Origin of the sequence: Streptomyces sp. NBC_01320 (assembly GCF_035974375.1) — a bacterium.
Classification (GTDB): Bacteria; Actinomycetota; Actinomycetes; order Streptomycetales; family Streptomycetaceae; genus Streptomyces; species Streptomyces yanii.
Genome location: NZ_CP108390.1, coordinates 7,567,377 through 7,586,886, shown reverse-complemented (window position 1 = coordinate 7,586,886; position 19,510 = coordinate 7,567,377). Strand labels below are relative to the sequence as shown.

Here is a 19,510-nt window from a genome sequence, read left to right as displayed (position 1 = left end):
TCGCCGGGCGATCGGGCGGAGGCCGCCGGGACGGGACGCGGTCGGCCACGGCGGGGTCGGACGGGGCGCGGTCGGCCGAATGGTGGTCATGAGCGCCCGACCGCCCGCAGCCGCGACCCGGCGCCCGTCACCGCGATCGCGCCGTCCAGGTCGGTGCGCAGCACCACCGCTCCCCCGTCCCTCAGCGCCTCGACGGTCCGGGCCGCCGGGTGCCCGTACGGGTTGTCCCTGCCCACACTCACCAGGGCGAGCCGCGGGCGCGCGCTGTGCAGCAACGCCGGGTCCTGGTGGGCGGATCCATGATGGGCGACCTTGAGGACGTCCACCCGCGGAAGCGCCGGGTACTGGCGCAACAGCCCTTGCTGGGCCCCGGGTTCGAGGTCACCGAGGAGCAACAGGCTCAGTCCGCCGGTCCGGACGAACAGCGTGACACTGGCGTCGTTCGGCTCCTCCGGTACGAGGCCTGCCGTCGCGCCTCCCGCCGGCCACAGAACTCGCCAGTCGAGCGTGCCGATGCGGCGACGCTCTCCCGCTGCCGCCCGTACCAGAGGGACCCGCGCCGCGGCGGCTGTTCTGCCTACGAACGCCGCCTGGTCCGGTGGTTCGTCCAGACTCGTCGTCTGGATCGCGCCGACCGCTCTGTCCCGCAACACGCCGGGCAGCCCCCGGACATGATCGGCATGAAAATGCGTGAGCAGCAGAAGCGGCACCCTGGTGATGCCCAGGTCACGCAGGCAGTTGTCGACCAGGCGTGGATCGGGGCCGGTGTCGATCACCACGCCCTCGCCGTCCCCCGCCGCCAGCACCATGGCGTCGCCCTGACCCACATCGCACATCACGAACGCCCAGTCCGGCGGCGGCCACCCCGTCAGTACCCGGGTGAGGGGCGCCGGGCGCAGCACCGCGAGGACCAGCAGCAGCGCGGCAGCCGAACAGACCCATGGGTGACGCGCGATACGGCGGGCGGACAGCGCCGCCAGGGCCGTGAGGGCGGTCAACAGGAGCGCTCCCCGCCAGCCGTCGGGCCAGTCGATCTCCGCCCCGGGAAGAGCCGCCCCGGTGCGGGCCACGGAGGCGATCCACCCGGCCGGCCAGCCCGCGATCCGGGCGAGCAGCTCGGCCACGGGCATGGCCACCGGTGCCGCGGCGAGCGCGGCGAACCCGAGGACGGTGGCGGGCGCCACCGCCAACTCGGCCAGCAGGTTGCACGGAATCGCCACCAGACTGACCCGCGAGGCGAGCACCACGACGACGGGCGCGCACACCGCCTGCGCCGCGGCGGCCGCGCCCAGCGCCTCGGCGAGCCGGGGCGGCACCCGCCTCCGTTGCAGCGCGGCACTCCATCGCGGGGCGACCGTGAGCAGGGCGCCGGTCGCCAGAACGGAGAGGACGAAGCCATAACTGCGCGCCAGCCACGGGTCGTACAGCACGAGCAGCAGAACGGCGGCGGCCAGAGCGGGAATCAGCGAGCGGCGGCGGCCCGTACCGATCGCGAGCAGTGTGATCAGTCCGCAGACCGCGGCGCGCAGCACGCTCGGCTCCGGTCGGCACACGAGGACGAAGGCCAGCGTGAGTCCGCCGCCGAGCAGCGCGGTCATCCGCAGCGAGATGCCCAACCGGGGTGCCAGACCACGGCGTTCGGCCCGGAGCGCGGCGCCGGGCGGTCCGATGAGCAACACGAGCAGGATCGCCAGGTTGGCACCGGAAACCGCCATCAGGTGTGTGAGGTCGGCTGCTCGGAACGCCTCGTGGAGTTCGGGGGTGACCCTGGAGGTGTCGCCGACGACCAGCCCCGGCAGCAGCGCCCGCGCATCGGGATCCAGTCCGTCCGTCGCGCGTCGCAGACCCGCGCGCAGTTCGCCCGCTGTGCGCTGGAGAGAAGTCGGCGGCCCGGTGACGCGAGGCAGCCCCTTGCCGTCCGGACGCAGGACCGCGGCGTTGCGTTGCCCGCTGTGCAGCGGTGGCGCGAGTCGGCCGCTCACGTGCAGCCTCGTGGACGGCAGCAGCCGCTCCCATCGCGCCGTCGAACCGGAGGGCGACACGATCAGCAGCACCGGGGTGCGGAGCCGGGTGGTGGCACCGCCGGGTGCCGTGAGCCCGGTGATCTCGGCGTCCAGGAGGAGGGCGGCCGGGGCGCTGTGGTCGCCTTGGACCTGGGGGCGGGTCCGGCGTGCGTCGGACGTGACCGTCACCTCCGCCTCGACCCTCGCGAAACGGTCGGCCAGACCGGGAACGGGCCCCTGCCGTGCGTCCGCGCCGTGCAGGCCCGCCGCCGTCGCTCCGGCCGCCGCGCAGAGCAACGCCGCGGCGGCCGCGGTGGCATGGAACCTGAGCCGATTCCGTCCGGCGTCGCCCTCACCGCCCTCGCCCTCCCGGTGGTCGGCGGGCCGAGCGCGCGCTGCGCGGGTCGCCGAGGCCCGTGGGACACCGAGGAGTACCAGGGCGACGACGAGGCAGAGCGCCGCCCCCGCGGCCGTCCAGCGCCAGGGCGCACCCACGGCGAGCGCCGCGGCGGCCCAGGCCGCGAGGGCCGGCGGGACCAGTCGCAGATCGACCGGGCCCTCCTGTCGCGGGTCGGCGGCGCCGAGCCGCCGGCCCGACGCCGTATGGACGTCCGGTGGGACGTGCGGGCGGGTCATGGCCGTACCAACGGTTGGAGATCGGCGAACCGGCGGTCGCCGATCCCGTTGACCTCACGGAGTTCGTCGATGGAACGGAAGCCGCCGTGCTGCGCGCGGTAGTCGAGGATGTGCTGGGCGAGGACCGGACCGACGCCTGGCAGGGTGTCCAGCTGTTCCACGGTCGCGCTGTTGAGGCTGACCGGCCCGGCCGCCGGGCCCCCACGGCCGCCCGTGCCGCCGCCGCCCGGGGCACCGGAGACGAGTGGGCCGGGCGGCGCGCCGACCACGACCTGTTCCCCGTCCAGCAGCACCCGTGCCCGGTTGAGCCCGGTGATGTCCACGCCCGGCCGGGCCCCGCCCGCCGCCCGCAGCGCGTCGGCCACCCGCGCTCCGGACGGCAAGGGGTAGATACCCGGCCGCCGTACCTTGCCGCTGACGTCGACGACGATCCGCCCGTCCGGTCCTGGGGTGGCCGGTGGTCCTGGTGACGGATCGGGGGTACGGACGGGATCCGTCGTCGGGTCCGATGTCGAGGCGTGCGCACGCTCGTTGACCGGATCGGGCGCCCGCACGGACTGGGGCCGTACGGACCAGAAGTGGACCGCTGCAAAGACTGCGGCAGCCACCAGGACAACGGTGAGCGCGGCAAGGGTTCTCGGCTCCAGGCCGCACCTGAGCCGCAACCACATCGGGAGCCGCTCCCGCACCGCGGGCACCATCCGCTCCCACCGCCCCGGCGCAGCCGGAGCCGGCTCGACCACCCGCGCCGGCTCGTCGGACGGCGCGGCACTCGCCGGACGAGGAACTGCCGGTGCGGGGGCCGTGTCCGGGGTCGGGGCCCACGGCCCCGTCACCGACCGGTCCGCACGCCCTCCGTACGCCCCCGCCATCAGTGCGTCCGCACGTCGCCGCGAAGCGGCGGCGACCACGGCGGCGCGCCCACGCGAAGGCCGTCGCCGCCCGGGTCCAGGACCGGGTCCAGAACCGGGATCAACGCCTTGGCCCGCACCGGGCCTGCGTCGGTCCCGCACGTCCGAGGCCGCAGCGCGGCCGGGTCCACTTCCGCTGCTTGCACGATGTGATCGGGGAGCCATGCCTCATGACGCTAGGCACATGTGCCCGAGCCCGCCGAGCAGGCCCATATCCGGTGGACAACCGACCAGTTGTGGATATCTCGCTCACTCCCAGGAGTGAGATCAACGCGGCGAAACCACTGCTCCCAGCAGACCCGGGCCGGTGTGCGCACCGATCACGGCACCCACCTCGCTGACATGCAGTTCGGCCAGTCCCGGGACTCGCACGCGCAGCCTCTCGGCCAGTCGCTCGGCGCGCTCGGGCGCTGCCAAGTGGTGCACGGCGATGTCCACCCGGCCCGTGCCCGCCCGCTCGACGACGATCTCCTCCAGCCGTGCGATCGCCTTCGAGGCCGTCCGTACCTTCTCCAGCAGCTCGATCCGGCCGCCGTCCAGCTGCAGCAGCGGCTTCACCGCGAGCGCCGACCCCAGCAGGGCCTGGGCCGCGCCGATGCGTCCACCGCGGCGGAGATAGTCCAGCGTGTCGACGTAGAAGTACGCGGAGGTGCCCGCGGCCCGTTTCTCGGCGGCCGCGACCGCCTCGTCCAGGCTGCCGCCCCCCTCCGCCGCCTCCGCCGCCGCCAGGGCGCAGAATCCCAGGGCCATGGCCACCATCCCGGTGTCCACGACCCGCACCGGCACCGGAGCGTCCTTCGCGGCGAGCAGCGCGGCATCGTACGTACCCGAGAGCTCGGCCGAGAGATGCAGCGAGACGATGCCGGCTGCGCCCGCCTCGGCCGCCGCCCGGTACGCCGCGGCGAAGACCTCGGGGCTGGGCCGGGATGTCGTCACGGGGCGTCGCTTCTGGAGCGCCAGCGCGAGGGAGCGGGCCGAGATCTCGGTGCCCTCCTCCAGCGCCTGATCGCCGAGGACGACGGTCAGGGGCACTGCGGTGATGCCATGCCGCTCCATCGTCTGGGGCGGCAGGTGGGCCGTGGAATCGGTGACGATCGCGACATGGCGGGACATGAGCGGGAGGTTACCTGCCGGGGCGGTGGCTCGGCAGTCCGCCCCCGAGCGAGTGATCACATCCGATCGCTTCAGTGCGCATCCTGCCACCACCCATCACGTCGGTTCGAGCCTGACGCGACGGCCACACGCCTGTGCACGCCCGGACCCGACGGCCCGCACACGTGCGTACCGTGCCCGCAACCGCCCATGCGCGCGATCGAAGGCCCCGGTCGGATCCGCCCCTCCGCCTCAGTTCGTCGTCTCGGGCCGCGCGGTCTTCTGCCACGGATAGCCCGTCTGCCCCCGAGGATCCCGAGCCGTGAGCGCCTCCGGCCCCTCCTCGCCGACCGGCCCATTCCACGCCCGGCCGTCCCCACCCGGGCGTGCCCCGGCACCGGCGCCGGCCCGCCCGTCGGGCCGGGCGTCCGCCCCCGCCGAAGGCTCCACGGGCTCCTCCACCGTCCAGTGCCGCAACGCCCCCGCCTCCACGTCGATCTGCGTGTTCAGCGCCGCCAGATCGTCGTCGGCGAACTTCCGTGCCCGGTCGCGCGCGGCCCATCGCAGCGACTCCGCGGAGTGCGTGATCCGCTGCGTGCGCTGCTTCAGCCCGGGCAGCAGCGAGGCGACCGTCGCCCGGTCGGGCTCGCGCTCCAGCCGCTTCAGCTCCTCGTCGAGCTCCCGCCCGTGGACGCTCAGCCGCTGGAACAGCCCCAGCGACTCCGACAGCGAGGCGTCCTCGGCCACCCCTGTCTGCAGCGCCTCCTGCGTGGCCCGCATCGACGTGCGCAGCGTGAGCCGGAGCTGCGCCAGCTCACCGGCCACACCCGGCTGGCCATAGCTCTTCGCCCGCAGGGTGGTGTCCTCGACGGTGCGGCGTGCCTGCGTGATCGTGCGGTCCACGCCGCGCTTCGCCGCGCCGATGGCCTTGACGCTCACATAGACGCCCAGGGCCACGAACGCGACAAAGAGCAGCCCCAGGATCAGGATCACGGCTTCCATGACGCCCCTCGATGTCGATTCGGCTGCCGAGTACCGGCCCCTCAACCGTAAACGGAACGGGCAGGCCGCGGGTTCCGTCGGAACCCCCAACCTGCCCGTAGGGGAAAGCCCTCACACCGCCGTACGACAACCGGCGGTCAGCCTCGGCCCCGGACCGTCACGCGGGGACGATGTTGACCAGCTTCGGCGCCCGCACGATCACCTTGCGGATCCCGGCCCCGTCCAGGGCCGCGACCACCGCCGGGTCGGCCAGGGCCAGCGCCTCCAGATCCTCGTCCGAGATCGACGGGGAGATCTCCAGCCGCGCCTTGACCTTGCCCTTGACCTGCACCACGCAGGTCACGGTCTCGTCCACGACGTACGCCGGATCGGCGACCGGGAAGTCCTGGTGCACGACCGACTCGGTGTGGCCCAGCCGGCGCCACAGCTCCTCGGCGATGTGCGGCGCAAGCGGCGCGACCAGCAGCACCAGCCGCTCGGCGACGGACCGGGACAGCGGGCCGCCCACCTTGGTCAGGTGGTTGTTCAGCTCGGTGACCTTGGCGATGGCGGTGTTGAAGCGCATCCCGGCCATGTCCTGGCCGACGCCGTCGACTGCCTTGTGCAGCGCGCGCAGCGTGTCCTCGCCGGGCTCGGTGTCCACGACGGTGACCTCACCGGTCTCCTCGTCGACGATGTTGCGCCACAGCCGCTGCAGCAGTCGGTACTGGCCGACGACGGCGCGCGTGTCCCACGGACGCGACACGTCCAGCGGGCCCATCGCCATCTCGTACAGACGCAGCGTGTCCGCCCCGTACTCGGCGCAGATCTCGTCGGGCGTGACAGCGTTCTTCAGGGACTTCCCCATCTTGCCCAGGACGCGGCTGACCTTCTCGCCCTGGTGGTAGAACGTGCCGTCGCGCTCCTCGACCTCGGCCGCCGGTACCGCGATGCCGCGGCTGTCCCGGTAGACGAAGGCCTGGATCATGCCCTGGTTGTACAGCTTGTGGAACGGCTCCGCCGACGAGATGTGCCCCAGGTCGTGGAGGACCTTGGACCAGAAGCGGGCGTACAGCAGGTGCAGTACGGCGTGCTCGGCGCCGCCCACGTACAGGTCGACACCACCGGTCGGCTGACCCTCGCGCGGCCCCATCCAGTACTGCTCGATCGCCGGGTCGACCAGCTTCCGGTCGTTGTTCGGGTCCAGGTAGCGCAGCTCGTACCAGCAGGAACCGGCCCAGTTGGGCATGGTGTTGGTCTCGCGGCGGTACTTCTTCGGGCCGTTGCCGTCGCCCAGGTCCAGCGTGACGTTGACCCAGTCCGCGTTCCGGGACAGCGGAGTCTCGGGCTGGGTGTCGGCGTCCTCCGGGTCGAAGGTGCGCGGCGAGTAGTCGTCGACCTCCGGCAGTTCCAGCGGCAGCATCGACTCGGGCAGCGGGTGGGCGATGCCGTCCTCGTCGTAGACGATCGGGAAGGGCTCGCCCCAGTAGCGCTGGCGGCTGAACAGCCAGTCGCGCAGCCGGAAGTTGACCGTCCCCTCGCCCAGGCCCTTCGCCTTCAGCCACTCGGTGATCTTCGCCTTGGCGTCGACGACACCCAGGCCGTCCAGCGAGATCTCGTCGTTGGCGGAGTTGACCAGCTTCGCGTCGTACGAGGCGAACGCGTCGTCCCACGTGGAGGTGTCCGTACCGCGGTCGTCCGACGGCTCGACGACGCAGCGCATCGGCAGCTCGAAGGCGCGCGCGAACGCGAAGTCGCGCGCGTCGTGCGCCGGTACGGCCATGATCGCGCCGGTGCCGTAGCCCATCAGGACGTAGTCGGCGATGAAGACGGGCACCTTCTCGCCGCTGACCGGGTTGGTCGCGTACGCACCGGTGAAGACACCGGTCTTGTCCTTGGCCTCGGCCTGGCGCTCCACATCGGACTTGGCGGCGGCCTGCTTGCGGTACGAGGTGACGGCCTCGGCCGGGGACGCGTGTCCGCCGGTCCACACCGGGTGGGTGCCCTCGGGCCAGGCGGCCGGAATGACCCGCTCCACCAGCTCGTGCTCGGGCGCCAGCACCATGTACGTGGCACCGAACAGGGTGTCCTGGCGGGTGGTGAAGACGGTGATGTCACCGGCGCCGTCGACGGGGAAGTCGACACGCGCGCCTTCGGAACGCCCGATCCAGTTGCGCTGCTGCAGCTTGATCGCCTCGGGCCAGTCCAGCCCGTCCAGATCGTTCAGCAGCCGGTCGGCGTAGGCGGTGATGCGCATGTTCCACTGGCGCAGCTTGGCCTTGAAGACGGGGAAGTTGCCACGCTCGGAACGGCCGTCGGCCGTCACCTCTTCATTGGCCAGCACGGTGCCCAGGCCCGGCGACCAGTTGACGGGGGCGTCGGAGGCGTACGCCAGGCGGTACTCGCCCAGGACATCGGCGCGCTCGGCGGCGCTCAGCGCGCTCCAGTCGCGGCCGTCCGGGGTCGGGCGCTCACCGTTCTCGAACTGCGCGACCAGGTCGGCGATCGGCCGGGCCCGGTCCGCCTCGGTGTCGTACCAGGAGTTGAAGATCTGCAGGAAGATCCACTGGGTCCACTTGTAGTACTCCGCCTCGATCGTCGCGAACGAGCGGCGCTTGTCGTGGCCCAGACCCAGCCGGCGCAGCTGCGACTTCATGTTGACCATGTTGGCCTCGGTGGAGGCGCGCGGATGCGTACCGGTCTGTACGGCGTACTGCTCCGCCGGCAGGCCGAAGGCGTCGAAGCCCAGGGTGTGCAGCACGTTGTGCCCGGTCATGCGCTGGTGGCGGGCGAAGACATCGGTGGCGATGTAGCCCAGCGGGTGACCGACGTGCAGGCCCGCACCCGAGGGGTACGGGAACATGTCCATGATGAACTTCTTCGGCCTGGCGGCCAGCTCCGCATCGCCCGCCAGATCGCCGGTCGGGTTCGGCGCCTCGTACGTGCCGTGGGCGTCCCAGAAGTCCTGCCAGCGTGCCTCGATGTCGGCGGCCATCGCCGCCGTATAGCGGTGCGGCGCAGCCACGTCGACTGCGGAATTCGTCTCGCTCATGATCCTCAAAGCTCCATCGATCGTCATCTGCCAGCGCTTACGGAAACGAAAAAGCCCCTCGCACAGGAGGGGACGCCGCGCCGATTCCAACCAGGCATTCACACCGGTCGGGACTGATCAGCGCGGCTCGCTAAGCAGAAGGCGTACGGCACGCATGGCGTCAGGGTACCGCACGGGCCCGGAGCGCAGCCGGGCGATTCCGCTCCGTGGACGACGGCGGACGGCCGGAGCACCGGCGAGGCGGCGGCGGAGCACGCATCGGGCCACGGCGGAACGTCCGGGAAGCGGAGGTTACTCCGCGTAACGCCCTCTATCGGGGCAACCGCTCAAACCTCGTACTGGCCGGTATGGAGCGACTTAGCATGCGGCAACGGGACCGCTTTGCCGAACCATTCGGAGTCGCCCCCATGAACCCTCATCGCAGGATCCGCTCATCCCCCACCTTGAGCTCCGGACCGAGCCGCCCGGTACAGGGCGGGCTGACCGTCGCCGTGCTGGTTCTCATCCCTCTGCTCGCCGTCGCAGGGAGCGACGACTTGCGCGCCGCACTCGACTTCACGACCGGTGTCCTGTCGCTGGTCTCGCTCACCGCGGCCGTGGCCTGGGGCCTGATCGCCACCGACCGACTGTTCCTGTCCTCACGGCAGCGACTGCTCGGCCAGGGCATCCACCGGGCCGCCGCCACCGCCTCGCTGGGCTTCCTGCTCCTCCATGTCACCGTGAAGGTCGCGCTCGGACATGTGGCGCTGCTCGGCGCCCTCATCCCCTTCGGCCTCGGCGTGAGCGGGACGGCCGGGCTGATCGGCTTCGGCTCACTGGCCGGGCTGCTCATGGTGGTCGCCGCCGCGACCGGCGCGCTGCGCAGCGCCTTCGCCACCCCGGGCCGAATAGCGGGGCGCTGGCGCGCCCTGCACGCACTGTCCTACCCGTCGTGGTGCGCCGCGCTGATCCACGGGCTGTACGCGGGCCGGCCGCCCGCGACCTGGGTCGTCGTGATGTACAGCCTCTCGCTGCTCGCGGTGGCCGCCGCCCTCTGCCTGCGGCAGCTGCCGCCCCCGATGAAGCGCCGGATCAGTGAGCTGATCGCCGCTCTGATCAAGCCGGATGCCCTCGCCGCCGACCCGGACCCGGTGCTCCGCGAGTCCCCGCTGCCCGGCGCCGCGCGCGTCACTCCGCCCGGACGGGGGACGCTCAGCCGGGAGGACCTCGGCCGGGAGCAGCTGATCCGGGACGAGCGCGTCTACGGCGGCACGGGCCGCGACGGGCTCGGACAGGACCCGTTCGGTACCCCGTTGTCGTCATCCTTCGACCGCCCGCGCGCGCCCCTCTCCGTGCCCGCCCCGCCGCTGTACGAGGCGCCACCCCGCAGTTCCGAACGCGTCGACCTGGACCCGGCCGGCGGACCTGGCCGTACGGGCCCCGGCCCCGGGATATCCGCTGCCTACCGGGCGGTCTCACGGGCCGCCGAGACCGCGGTCCCCGTGCCGGGGCCCAGCCCCCAGCAACTGTCCGCACGCTGGCCCGCCCCGTCACCCGCACCACCGGCCCAGGCACAGACCCAGTCGTTCCGTCCCCCGTACGAGCCCGCCCAGGAGCACCCGTACGACCCGTACGCGGCCGATGTGCCCACCGGCCCGCTGCCCGCCGTCGACGAGACCGCGCCGCTGCCGGGGCCGCTCTATCCGCCCCCTGCCGGAGAACCCTGGCAGGCACCCGCAGGAGACCGACCGTGAACCTCCCCCTGCCCGACGTGCCCGAAGTCCGTGTCGTCGGCCTCCCCCAGCTGACCACCGGATTCGACCTGGTGGAGCGGCTCGATCTCGCCATGCATCTGAAGGTGCACGGACCGCTGGAACCGATGAACGGAGAGCGGCTCGCGGAGCTGGCCGAGACCATCTCGCTGCGCGGCCGGGGCGGTGCGGGCTTTCCCTTCGGAAAGAAGCTGCGGGCCGTCGCCAAGGCGTCCATCCGGCGCGGGGTGCGCCCCGTCGTCGTGATCAACGGAAGCGAGGGCGAACCCGCCTGCCGCAAGGACACCGTCCTGCTGAACCGCGCCCCGCACCTCATCCTGGACGGCGCCCTCCTGACGGCCGAGGCGCTCGGCGCCCGTACGCTGATCGTCGCCGTCACGCGTAACTCCACGGAGATCTCCATACGCTCCGCCCTCGCCGAGCGGGGCTTGTCCGACCGGCGCGGACAGCAGCTGCGGGCACGCGTGGTGCGCACGCCCGAGCGGATGGTCTCCGGCGAGGCATCGGCCGTCATCAGAGCGGCGGGCGGCGGACCCGCTCTGCCGCCCGGCCGTCGCGAGCGGGCCGCGGAGTCGGGCGTCGCCGGCGCCCCGACGCTGCTGTCGAACGCGGAGACGTACGCGCAGCTCGCCGTCGCGGCCCGGATCGGTGCCCGCCGCTACGGGCACACCGGCCTGCCCGACGAGCCCGGCACGGTGCTGCTCACCCTCTCCGGCGCCGTCTCGCGCCCGATGGTCATCGAGGTGCCCACAGGTGTGCCCCTGCGGTACGTGCTGCAGCTGGCCGGGGCGCCACCACTGCCCCAGGGCGTGCTGACCGGCGGCTACCACGGCAACTGGATCGACGCGATGGCCACGCACGACGCCGTCGTCTCCCGAGCGTCCCTGGCGGCGGCGGGCGGCGCGCTGGGCGCGGGCGCGATCCTGCCGATCGGGCCCGAGACCTGCCCGATCGGGGAATCGCTGCGGATCGCGAACTGGCTGGCCGCCGAGACGGCGGGCCAGTGCGGCCCCTGCAAGCTGGGGCTGCCGGCCGCTGCGGGCGGACTCTCCGACGTACTGAACGGCGGCGGTCCCGCGGCCCTGGAGGCGCTGCGCGAGGTGACCCAGGCGGTCAAGGGCCGGGGAGCCTGCAAGCATCCGGACGGGTCGGCCCGCTTTCTGACCTCGACCCTGTCCGCGTTCACGGACGACCTGGCCGCCCATGTCCTGGACGGCGGCTGCGGCCGGGAGACGCTCGGAGTGCTCCCGCTGCCCGCGCCCGGCTACCAGGACCTGGAGGAGTCCATCCCGAGCGGCGAGAAGCTGGCGGTGGACTGGACGCTCTGCAAGGGCCACGGGCTCTGTGCGGACATCGTCCCGGAGCTGATCAGACTGGGCCCCGACGGCTATCCCGCGCTCGCGGACGCCGCGGTTCCGATGCATCTGCGGGGGCGCGCACAGCGAGCCGTGCGCCGGTGTCCGGCGCTGGCACTCCGCATCGAACAGCCGTCCGCGGAGCGACCCGTGCTGCCGCCGGGCCTCGGCCGGAAGGCTCTCGGCAGCGGCCGCAGTTGACCTGCCGACCGCAATTGACCTGCACAGACAGGAAGCGGGCCATCCGATTCGGATGACCCGCTTCCTGCTACTTCCCTGTGGAGCTAAGGAGAATTGAACTCCTGACCTCCTGCATGCCATGCAGGCGCTCTACCAACTGAGCTATAGCCCCGTGCTGCGTTCCGCCCGGTCTCCCTGGCGACATCGAGAACATTACACGGTCACCCCGGCCCACCACCAAATCGATTCCCACAGGAAACGATTTGCCCTATTCGGTAAGGTTGTGCGGCGCGGCGCTCAGGCGGTCGCGAAGGAGTAGAAACGCTTCAGGGTGCAGTGCTCCTCCAGCAGCCGTCCGTAGATCGGCTCCCCCTCCAGCTCCCGGTACGTCTCGATCGGGTCGCCTTTTATGATCAGCGCCCGCGCACACTCCTCGCACCAGTACTGGTACTCGGCATTGATCGGATCCATGTCCCGGACAATGGGCGTACCGCTGCCGCACCAGTCGCACTTCCGCCTGTGTGCACCCATGGATCAGCTCCGGCCGTGGCCGCGGGCTGTGCACATGCGGGAGGTTCCGCCGTTCTCTTCGGGAACTCCGGGAACAAGGGGCAGGTCCGCGACCTCGTGGCGGCTCGCAGGCATCGCGCGCTCCCTCCCGTTCGGTCCGTCGCCCCCTCCGGCGGTCCGATTCTGCCATGACCCCGCAAGGGGGTCAGCCCTGCCGAGAATCGACCCGTCGCCGACGCCTCACGAGACCGACCGACACGCCCACGATCGCGGCCGCCGACAGCGCGAGGGCGCACACCCACAGCGCATGGCCGGACCCGTGCGCCCCTGGCGTATCAAGGCGGTTGAGGTACAGCGTGCCGAACGTCGCGACACCGATGAGCTGACCCAGCTGGGTGACGGTCACCAGCACACCACTCGCGTCTGCGGCGTCCTCGGGCCGCACGTTGGCCAGTGCGCGCGTGAGGAAGGGACTGAATCCCAGCGACATGCCGATCCCCATGACGACCAAAGCCGCATACAGCATGAATCCGCCGTCCCCGCCGTCGCGCATCACCAGCCCGACCCCCGCCGAGGCGACGGCCACCAGGACGAACCCGCCCGGAGCCAGGACCCTTTGGAGACCCGTGGGCCACCGGCGCCAGGTCAGCCCGACGGCACCGAAGGCGACCGCGGTCGGTGCGAACATCAGCCCGGCACGCAGTGCCGAGTAGCCGAGACCGCCCTGGACGTGCAGCGTCATCGCAAAGAGGAAGCCCGCGTTGATCGCCATCACCAGCAGAATCCGCAGCGCCGCCGACGCGATTTGGGGAATACGCAGCACCCTGAGGGCGATCAGGGGTGCGCCGCCACCCGCGGCCAGCCGTGTCTCGTACGCGACGAACCCGGCGAAGAACACGACGGAGGCGAGCAGGCAGACCAAGGACCAGGCCGGCCAGTCCAACTCCCGCCCGAGGACGAGGGGCACGGCGAACAGTGTGACGGCGGCGGTGAGAAGAGCCAGGCCCGGCAGATCGAACCCGCGGGCCCGCGCTTCCTCCCCGGCCCGCCCCGTACGCGGTTCGCGTGACAGCACGCGTCGGCCGAGCCCCAGCAGAACCAGCCCGATCGGTACGTTCACCAGGAAGACCGGCCGCCAACCCGCCCCGAACAGGTCGGCGCTGACCAGCACCCCGCCCACGACCTGCCCGGCGGCCGCGCCGGTGGCGAGCACCGCACTGTAGGCACCCAGAGCCCGGATCCGCCCCGCACCGGTGAAGTGCCGCTGGATCAGGCTGAGCACCTGCGGAATCATCACTGCCGCACCCATCCCCTGGACCAGCCGGAAGGCGATCAACTGTCCGGTGTCCGCGGCCAGTCCGCAGGCGAGTGAGGCGGCGGTGAAGACCGTGAGCCCGGCCAGATGGGCACGGCCGTGGCCGAGCAGCCCCCCGAGCCTGGCGCCGGTGATCAGCAGAACGGCGTACGTAATGGTGTAACCGGCCACGACGAGCTGTAACCCGGCACCGGAAGCGCCGAGTTCGGTGCGGATCGTCGGAGCGGCGACATTGACGATGAAGGTGTCGAGCAGGGCCATGAACTGGGCGGCCAGGACCAGGGCGAGCAGCCGGCCGGGACGTCCGTCCGTGACGCCGTTGTCAGTGGTGCCGTCTTCACTGGGTACGGAACGTGGAGTTGCCTCGGATGTCGATGTCATGACTCGAAGCGTGCCGCCGGCCTCATACGGGTAACGAGAGCCCGCTGATGCTGGTACTGGCAGCACCTGGCAACTCCGCTGCGGGGCACCGACCATGGGGGTGTGACGACGGTGACGACACAGCACAACACGCAGGACCACGAGCAAAATCCGGCCCCGAACCGGCCTGCGCGGCGCCGACATCCGTCCCGTCGCCGGCGGTCGGAGCTCGCCGCATTCCTGCGCAGTCGCCGGGCACGGGTGACGCCCGCCGACGTGGGCATGCCGCCGGGCCTGCGCCGCCGCACTCCGGGCCTGCGCCGCGAGGAGGTCGCCCAGCTCTCCGGGGTCGGTGTCACCTGGTACACGTGGCTGGAGCAGGGCCGCCCCATCAATGCCTCACCGCAGGTCCTGGACGCCGTGGCGCGGACGCTCCGGCTGGACGGCCCCGAGCGCGAACACCTCTACCAGCTGGCGGAGGTGGCGTACGCACCGGGCAGGCAGGCCGACACGATCGAGGTCGGTCCGGAGATCCAGGGCATCATCGACGCCCTCGACCCGCATCCCGCGGTCGCCTACAACACGAGGTACGACGTCCTCGCCACCAACGCCGCCTATCTCGACCTGTTCAACGTGCCCGCGCTGACGGGGTCGGGGGTACGGAACGTGCTGTGGAGGCTGTTCACGGTGGCCGAGGAGGACTGCCCGGTCGTACACCGGACCCAGGAGCTGCCGATCATGGTGGCGACGCTGCGCGGGGCCTACGGGCGCCATACCGGCGAGCCGGCCTGGGAGTCGTTGGTGGAGCGACTCTCCGCGGTCAGTCCGTACTTCGCCGAGCTCTGGCGGAGCGGGGATGTCGCCCCGCCGGGTCCGCGGGTGAAGACGTTCCGTCACTGGGCGGCGGAGCGCGAGATACGGATGACGTCGGTGTCACTGTCCATCAACGGGCTTCCGGAGTGCCGGATCGTGGCGTACACACCCGCCGACGAGGAGAGCGCGGAGCAGGTCGCGGCGCTGCGCCGACGCCGCCAAGGGTGAGTGGTCGCACGCGCGCGGGAACGCAAAGATCCCGCCCCCTGCCGGGGACGGGATCTTGATTGTGGAGCTAAGGAGAATTGAACTCCTGACCTCCTGCATGCCATGCAGGCGCTCTACCAACTGAGCTATAGCCCCGCCGTTCGCTGTGTTTCCCTGCGTTTCCGCGCTGCGAACAAGAAGAACTTTAGCCTGTGACCAGCCAGAAAGTGAAATCCGGCCGACGCCGCCCGGCGAGGGCCTCCGGGCACCGCCGTGAGGCGCCCCGGAGAGAAGTCCTAGGTATCGTCGCCGAGCACGGGTTCGGGCAGGGTGCCTGCGTTGTGCTCCAGCAGGCGCCAGCCGCGCGCGCCCTCGCCCAGCACCGACCAGCAGCAGTTGGAGAGCCCGCCCAGCCCTTCCCAGTGGCGCGCCTCCAGGCCGAGCAGCCGCCCGATGGTGGTGCGGATGGTGCCGCCGTGGCTGACCACGACGAGCGTGCCGCCGTCGGGCAGCTTGGCGGCGTGGTCGAGCACGACGGGGGCAGCCCGGTCGGCGACCTCGGTCTCCAGTTCGCCGCCGCCGCGCCGCACGGGCTCGCCCCGCTTCCACGCGGCGTACTGCTCGCCGTACCGCTCGACGATCTCTTCGTGGGTGAGGCCCTGCCAGGCACCCGCGTACGTCTCGCGCAGTCCCGCGTCATGGGTGATGTCGAGCCCGGTGATCGCGGCGAGTTCGGCGGCCGTGGCGGCCGCCCGCCGCAGATCCGAGGCGACGATGGCATCAGGCTTCAGCGAGGCGAGCAGCCGGGCGGCCCGGTGGGCCTGCCCGACGCCGGTCTCGGTGAGCTCGATGTCCGTGGAGCCCTGGAATCGGCGCTCCAGGTTCCACGCCGTCTGGCCGTGTCGCCAAAGGACGATCCTGCGGCCCCTGCCGCTGCTGCTGCCGTTCAGCTCTGGTCACCTTCCATGCCGCCGGTGAGCTGGGCGTGCTCCTCGGCCTTCCCCCGGGTCCTGACGGCGTCCTCGGGCAGCGAGATCTCGGGGCAGTCCTTCCACAGGCGCTCCAGCGCGTAGAAGACGCGCTCCTCGCTGTGCTGGACGTGGATCACGATGTCGACGTAGTCGAGGAGGATCCAGCGGGCGTCGCGGTCGCCCTCACGGCGCACCGGCTTGACCCCGAGCTCCTTCTGAAGCCGCTCCTCGATCTCGTCGACGATCGACTTGACCTGGCGGTCGTTGGGGGCCGAGGCCAGCAGGAAGGCGTCCGTGATCGACAGCACGTCGCTGACGTCGTACGCAATGATGTCGTGCGCGAGCCGGTCGGCGGCCGCCTGAGCGGCGGCGTTGATGAGCTCGATGGAGCGGTCCGTGGCGGTCACAAGCAGGCTTTCGTCGGCGGTCAGATCAACCTCTAGGGTCTCACGGACCGCCGACAGCCCACGCAGCGATCTTTTGAAGATCGTTCCTGGAGATCGTCCAGGAGATGGAGCCCGACTACTTGATCTTGTAGTCCTGACCGAGAACGACGGACACATCCGCGTTCGCGGCAGGCTTGCCCCGCTTCACCGCGCTCACCGGCAGGCCCAGGGTCTTGGCGACCTGGGTCGCCTTCTCCTTGTCGGCCGCATCGCGGTAGAGGACCTCGGACGACGCCTCGGTGCCGGTGTTGCCGCCGCCGACGAAGGCATAGCCACCGTTGACCAGTTCGATCCGGGCGGACTCCGTACCGCCCGCGTTCCCGGTGCCGTTCCTGACCCCGACCCGCACGGCCGCGTCCTGATCCGGTGCCTTCACCGTGCCGCCGAGGATGTCCTTGACGACGCTCTCGGTGGCCGCGTCGGTCAGGGTTCCGTCGGCCTGCACCGGCAGCAGCGCCGTCTTGTAGTCGCCGATCTTGGCGTGTTCGGCGAGCTTCGCCAGGGACGCGCCGAGGTCCTGCTCCGGCAGCGAGGGGTCGAGGATCTGCGCCAGCGTCTGCACAGTGACGGTGGCGGCCTTCGGGTCGTCCGAGATCTTCCGCAGCACGCCGCGCATGACCTGCCCGAACCGCATCAGCTGCTTCGCCTCGGCCTCACCGGTGCCCCGGTAGGTGGCGTACGCGACGGCCATCTGCCCGCTCAGGGTCTGCGCCTCGCCCTTCTTCACGAGGGGGGACGCGTCCTTCTTGCTGTCGGGCACATCGGTGTCGGTGTCGACCTCGATGTTGCCGACCAGGTCGACGAGGTTCTCCAGGTACGGGGTGTCCAGCCGCCACGTACCGGAGATCTTGGTGCCGAGCAGCGTGTCGATCGACTCGCGGGTGCCGGTCGAGCCGTCGTCGTCGACGGACTTGCCGAGGGTGGTCGTGTTGCCCTCGTCGTCGGAGACGGCGAGCGAGTTGGGGAGCAGGACCGTGGTCCCCTGCTTGGTGGTGACGTTGTCGACGAGCAGCGCCGTGGAGGTGCCGCCCTTCTTGGTGTTGTGCAAATGGACCACGATGACATCGCGCTGCTGCGGACCCGTCGTCGCGGTGTTCTTCTTCTCCGAGCCGCCGAGGCCCGGGAGTTTGCCCGCGGACCAGAGGTAGCCGACACCGCCGACGACGACGAGGGCCACCACGACGACGAGCGCGACCATCCGGTTGCGGCCGCGTCGCCGTGCCTCCTCGCGCCGCTCGCTGCGGCTCTCGGTGAACTTCAGCCAGTCGATGACGTCTTCGGAGTCCTCGTCGGGCTCCTCGATGAAGGAGAACTGCCCGGTGCCGTACTCGCGGTCCGAGCGGCGCTGCTCCGGAACGGCAGGCTCGGGCTCGGAGTCGAACCCGGACCGCGGCTCCGGCTGCTGCGGGGCGGATTCGGGTGCGGGCGCGGGAGCCTGCTGCGGGATGTTCCACTGCGCCGTGGTGTCGACCGCGGCCGGCTGCTGGCCGGTGTCGTAGCCGTACCCGTCGTAGCCATAGCCCTGTTGCTGGGAGGCATATGGGTCGTACTGCTGCGGCTGCTGTGACTGCTGCCGGCCGTACGGGTCGTATCCGTACCCCTGTTGCGCCTGCTGCCCCTGCTGCCCCTGCTGCTGCGCGTACGGGTCGTACTGCTGCGGCTGCTGTTCCTGCTGCTGCCCGGGCTGCTGATACACCGGCTGCCCGTACTCGTCGTAGCCGACGATCTGCGGCTGCTGGTAGTACGGGTCGTACGGGTTCTGTCGGTCGTTCACCGCTCCCCCTCTCCGTGGCTCATTCGCCGCGGTACAGCTGGCGCTTGTCGATGTATCGGACCACGCCGTCCGGCACCAAGTACCAGACGGGATCCCCGTGCGCGACCCGCTCACGGCAGTCCGTGGACGAGATCGCGAGCGCGGGGACCTCCACGAGGGAGACACCGCCCTCCGGCAGCCCGGCGTCCGTGAGCACATGCCCCGGCCGCGTCACACCGATGAAGTGGGACAGCGAGAAGAGCTCCTCGGCGTCCCGCCAGGTGAGGATCTGGGAGAGCGCGTCGGCGCCGGTGATGAAGAAGAGGTCCGCGTCGCCGTGGATGGCGCGAAGGTCCCGCAGCGTATCGATCGTGTACGTCGGTCCGCCACGGTCGATGTCGCTGCGGCTGACCGAGAACTGCGGGTTGGAAGCCGTCGCAATGACTGTCATCAAATAGCGGTCCTCGGCCGGGGACACATTCTTGTGGGTCTTCTGCCACGGCTGCCCGGTCGGGACGAACACCACCTCGTCGAGGTGGAACCGGGCGGCCACCTCGCTGGCCGCCACCAGGTGTCCATGATGAATCGGGTCAAACGTCCCGCCCATCACGCCGAGTCGGCGTTTTGCGGCACCAGTAGGCACTTCCTGCTCTCCCATGCGTGCAGAGCCTACTGGCACAGCTGTACGCCTCGGCCTCAGCGGTCGCGGTTGAAGCGGGTGGTGATCCACAGCAGGAGCAGCAGCACGACGAACGCACCGCCACCGGTCAGGTACGGGTTGAGGCTTTCGTGGTTACCACCCTCGCCGCCCTCGGAGGCGAGGGTGACCAGCTGGTGCGCGGTGCTTGTGAGGCTCATCTTCGGCAGGACCTATCGATCGGGAGTCGGAAGGAAGACGTCGCGGACATCGTATGCGGGTGCCCCCGGCACGCTCACGCCGACTCAGTCGTTGTTGTCGTCGTTGCGGTATCCGCGGAGCAGGAACCACGCGAGCAGCGCCGAGCCGATGAGCGAGGCGAGCAGCACGATCCGGAGGGTGTTGCCCGGGCCCTGGTCCTCGGATGCGGCGGCGAGCAGAGCAACGGTGTGCGGCATGTTGGGCGTCTCCTCAGTTATCCACAGCCCCCCGCACACCGTAGCCCCAGCACCTACGCTGGGATGTGCCAGGGGGCGA

At 71.2% G+C, this 19,510-nt stretch carries 16 protein-coding genes and 2 tRNA genes; 3 read left to right on the top strand and 15 right to left on the bottom strand.

The features are described 5' to 3' along the window. Nucleotides 1-86: 86 nt before the first annotated feature. From OG395_RS34430 to leuS, 5 genes are all read right to left on the bottom strand, one after another. Nucleotides 87-2,639, bottom strand: coding sequence for a ComEC/Rec2 family competence protein (locus OG395_RS34430; protein ID WP_327246401.1), 2,553 nt, complete (start codon nucleotides 2,637-2,639; stop codon nucleotides 87-89). Next, nucleotides 2,636-3,328, bottom strand: a complete 693-nt coding sequence (locus OG395_RS58480; protein ID WP_442818631.1) for a helix-hairpin-helix domain-containing protein — start codon at nucleotides 3,326-3,328, stop codon at nucleotides 2,636-2,638. Before OG395_RS58480 ends, OG395_RS34430 begins: the two co-directional genes overlap by 4 nt. A gap of 489 nt (nucleotides 3,329-3,817) precedes the next feature. Further along, complete coding sequence (locus OG395_RS34420) at nucleotides 3,818-4,663, bottom strand: DegV family protein (RefSeq protein WP_327246399.1); 846 nt, start codon at nucleotides 4,661-4,663, stop codon at nucleotides 3,818-3,820. Between the two features lie 231 nt (nucleotides 4,664-4,894). Next, on the bottom strand, nucleotides 4,895-5,644 hold the full coding sequence (locus OG395_RS34415) for a hypothetical protein (protein ID WP_327246398.1): 750 nt from the start codon (nucleotides 5,642-5,644) through the stop codon (nucleotides 4,895-4,897). Between the two features lie 157 nt (nucleotides 5,645-5,801). Then, nucleotides 5,802-8,675 carry a leucine--tRNA ligase gene (gene leuS / locus OG395_RS34410; protein ID WP_327246397.1) on the bottom strand — a complete coding sequence of 958 codons (2,874 nt, stop codon included), beginning with the start codon at nucleotides 8,673-8,675 and terminating at the stop codon, nucleotides 5,802-5,804. A 407-nt stretch (nucleotides 8,676-9,082) separates the two neighbouring features. Between leuS and OG395_RS34405 the strand changes: the two genes are divergently transcribed. Both OG395_RS34405 and OG395_RS34400 read left to right on the top strand, forming a co-directional pair. Beyond that, a complete protein-coding gene (locus OG395_RS34405; protein WP_327246396.1) occupies nucleotides 9,083-10,408 on the top strand; it encodes a hypothetical protein in 1,326 nt (441 codons plus the stop codon). Further along, the gene (locus tag OG395_RS34400; protein WP_327246395.1) at nucleotides 10,405-11,982 is read left to right on the top strand and encodes an NADH-ubiquinone oxidoreductase-F iron-sulfur binding region domain-containing protein; all 1,578 of its coding nucleotides are present in this window, start codon (nucleotides 10,405-10,407) and stop codon (nucleotides 11,980-11,982) included. Before OG395_RS34405 ends, OG395_RS34400 begins: the two co-directional genes overlap by 4 nt. Before the next feature lie 78 nt (nucleotides 11,983-12,060). Here OG395_RS34400 and OG395_RS34395 read toward each other — a convergent pair. The 3 genes from OG395_RS34395 to OG395_RS34385 all read right to left on the bottom strand — a co-directional run bounded on the left by OG395_RS34395 (nucleotide 12,061) and on the right by OG395_RS34385 (nucleotide 14,167). Further along, a tRNA-Ala gene (locus OG395_RS34395) sits at nucleotides 12,061-12,133 on the bottom strand. Between the two features lie 125 nt (nucleotides 12,134-12,258). Next, entirely contained in the window at nucleotides 12,259-12,492 is a 234-nt protein-coding gene (locus OG395_RS34390) for a hypothetical protein (RefSeq protein ID WP_018487125.1), read from the bottom strand. A gap of 184 nt (nucleotides 12,493-12,676) precedes the next feature. Then, the gene (locus OG395_RS34385; protein WP_442818630.1) at nucleotides 12,677-14,167 is read right to left on the bottom strand and encodes an MFS transporter; all 1,491 of its coding nucleotides are present in this window, start codon (nucleotides 14,165-14,167) and stop codon (nucleotides 12,677-12,679) included. 102 nt (nucleotides 14,168-14,269) lie between these two features. On the opposite strand from OG395_RS34385, the gene OG395_RS34380 reads away from it, so the two are divergent. Then, nucleotides 14,270-15,187, top strand: coding sequence for a helix-turn-helix transcriptional regulator (locus OG395_RS34380; RefSeq protein ID WP_442818629.1), 918 nt, complete (start codon nucleotides 14,270-14,272; stop codon nucleotides 15,185-15,187). Between the two features lie 62 nt (nucleotides 15,188-15,249). On the opposite strand, the gene OG395_RS34375 is transcribed toward OG395_RS34380, so the two are convergent. From OG395_RS34375 to OG395_RS34345, 7 genes are all read right to left on the bottom strand, one after another. After that, nucleotides 15,250-15,322, bottom strand: a tRNA-Ala gene (locus tag OG395_RS34375). Nucleotides 15,323-15,462: 140 nt separating this feature from the next. Then, a complete protein-coding gene (locus tag OG395_RS34370) occupies nucleotides 15,463-16,116 on the bottom strand; it encodes a histidine phosphatase family protein (RefSeq protein WP_327249544.1) in 654 nt (217 codons plus the stop codon). Next, entirely contained in the window at nucleotides 16,113-16,544 is a 432-nt protein-coding gene (rsfS, locus tag OG395_RS34365; protein ID WP_266985761.1) for a ribosome silencing factor, read from the bottom strand. Before rsfS ends, OG395_RS34370 begins: the two co-directional genes overlap by 4 nt. Before the next feature lie 115 nt (nucleotides 16,545-16,659). Continuing rightward, the gene (locus OG395_RS34360; RefSeq protein ID WP_327246394.1) at nucleotides 16,660-18,357 is read right to left on the bottom strand and encodes an LCP family protein; all 1,698 of its coding nucleotides are present in this window, start codon (nucleotides 18,355-18,357) and stop codon (nucleotides 16,660-16,662) included. A gap of 19 nt (nucleotides 18,358-18,376) precedes the next feature. Then, nucleotides 18,377-18,994, bottom strand: coding sequence for a nicotinate-nucleotide adenylyltransferase (gene nadD, locus OG395_RS34355; RefSeq protein WP_327246393.1), 618 nt, complete (start codon nucleotides 18,992-18,994; stop codon nucleotides 18,377-18,379). Between the two features lie 38 nt (nucleotides 18,995-19,032). After that, complete coding sequence (locus tag OG395_RS34350; protein WP_266985755.1) at nucleotides 19,033-19,194, bottom strand: hypothetical protein; 162 nt, start codon at nucleotides 19,192-19,194, stop codon at nucleotides 19,033-19,035. Nucleotides 19,195-19,278: 84 nt separating this feature from the next. Next, entirely contained in the window at nucleotides 19,279-19,431 is a 153-nt protein-coding gene (locus OG395_RS34345; protein ID WP_327246392.1) for a hypothetical protein, read from the bottom strand. Between the last annotated feature and the right edge of the window lie 79 nt (nucleotides 19,432-19,510).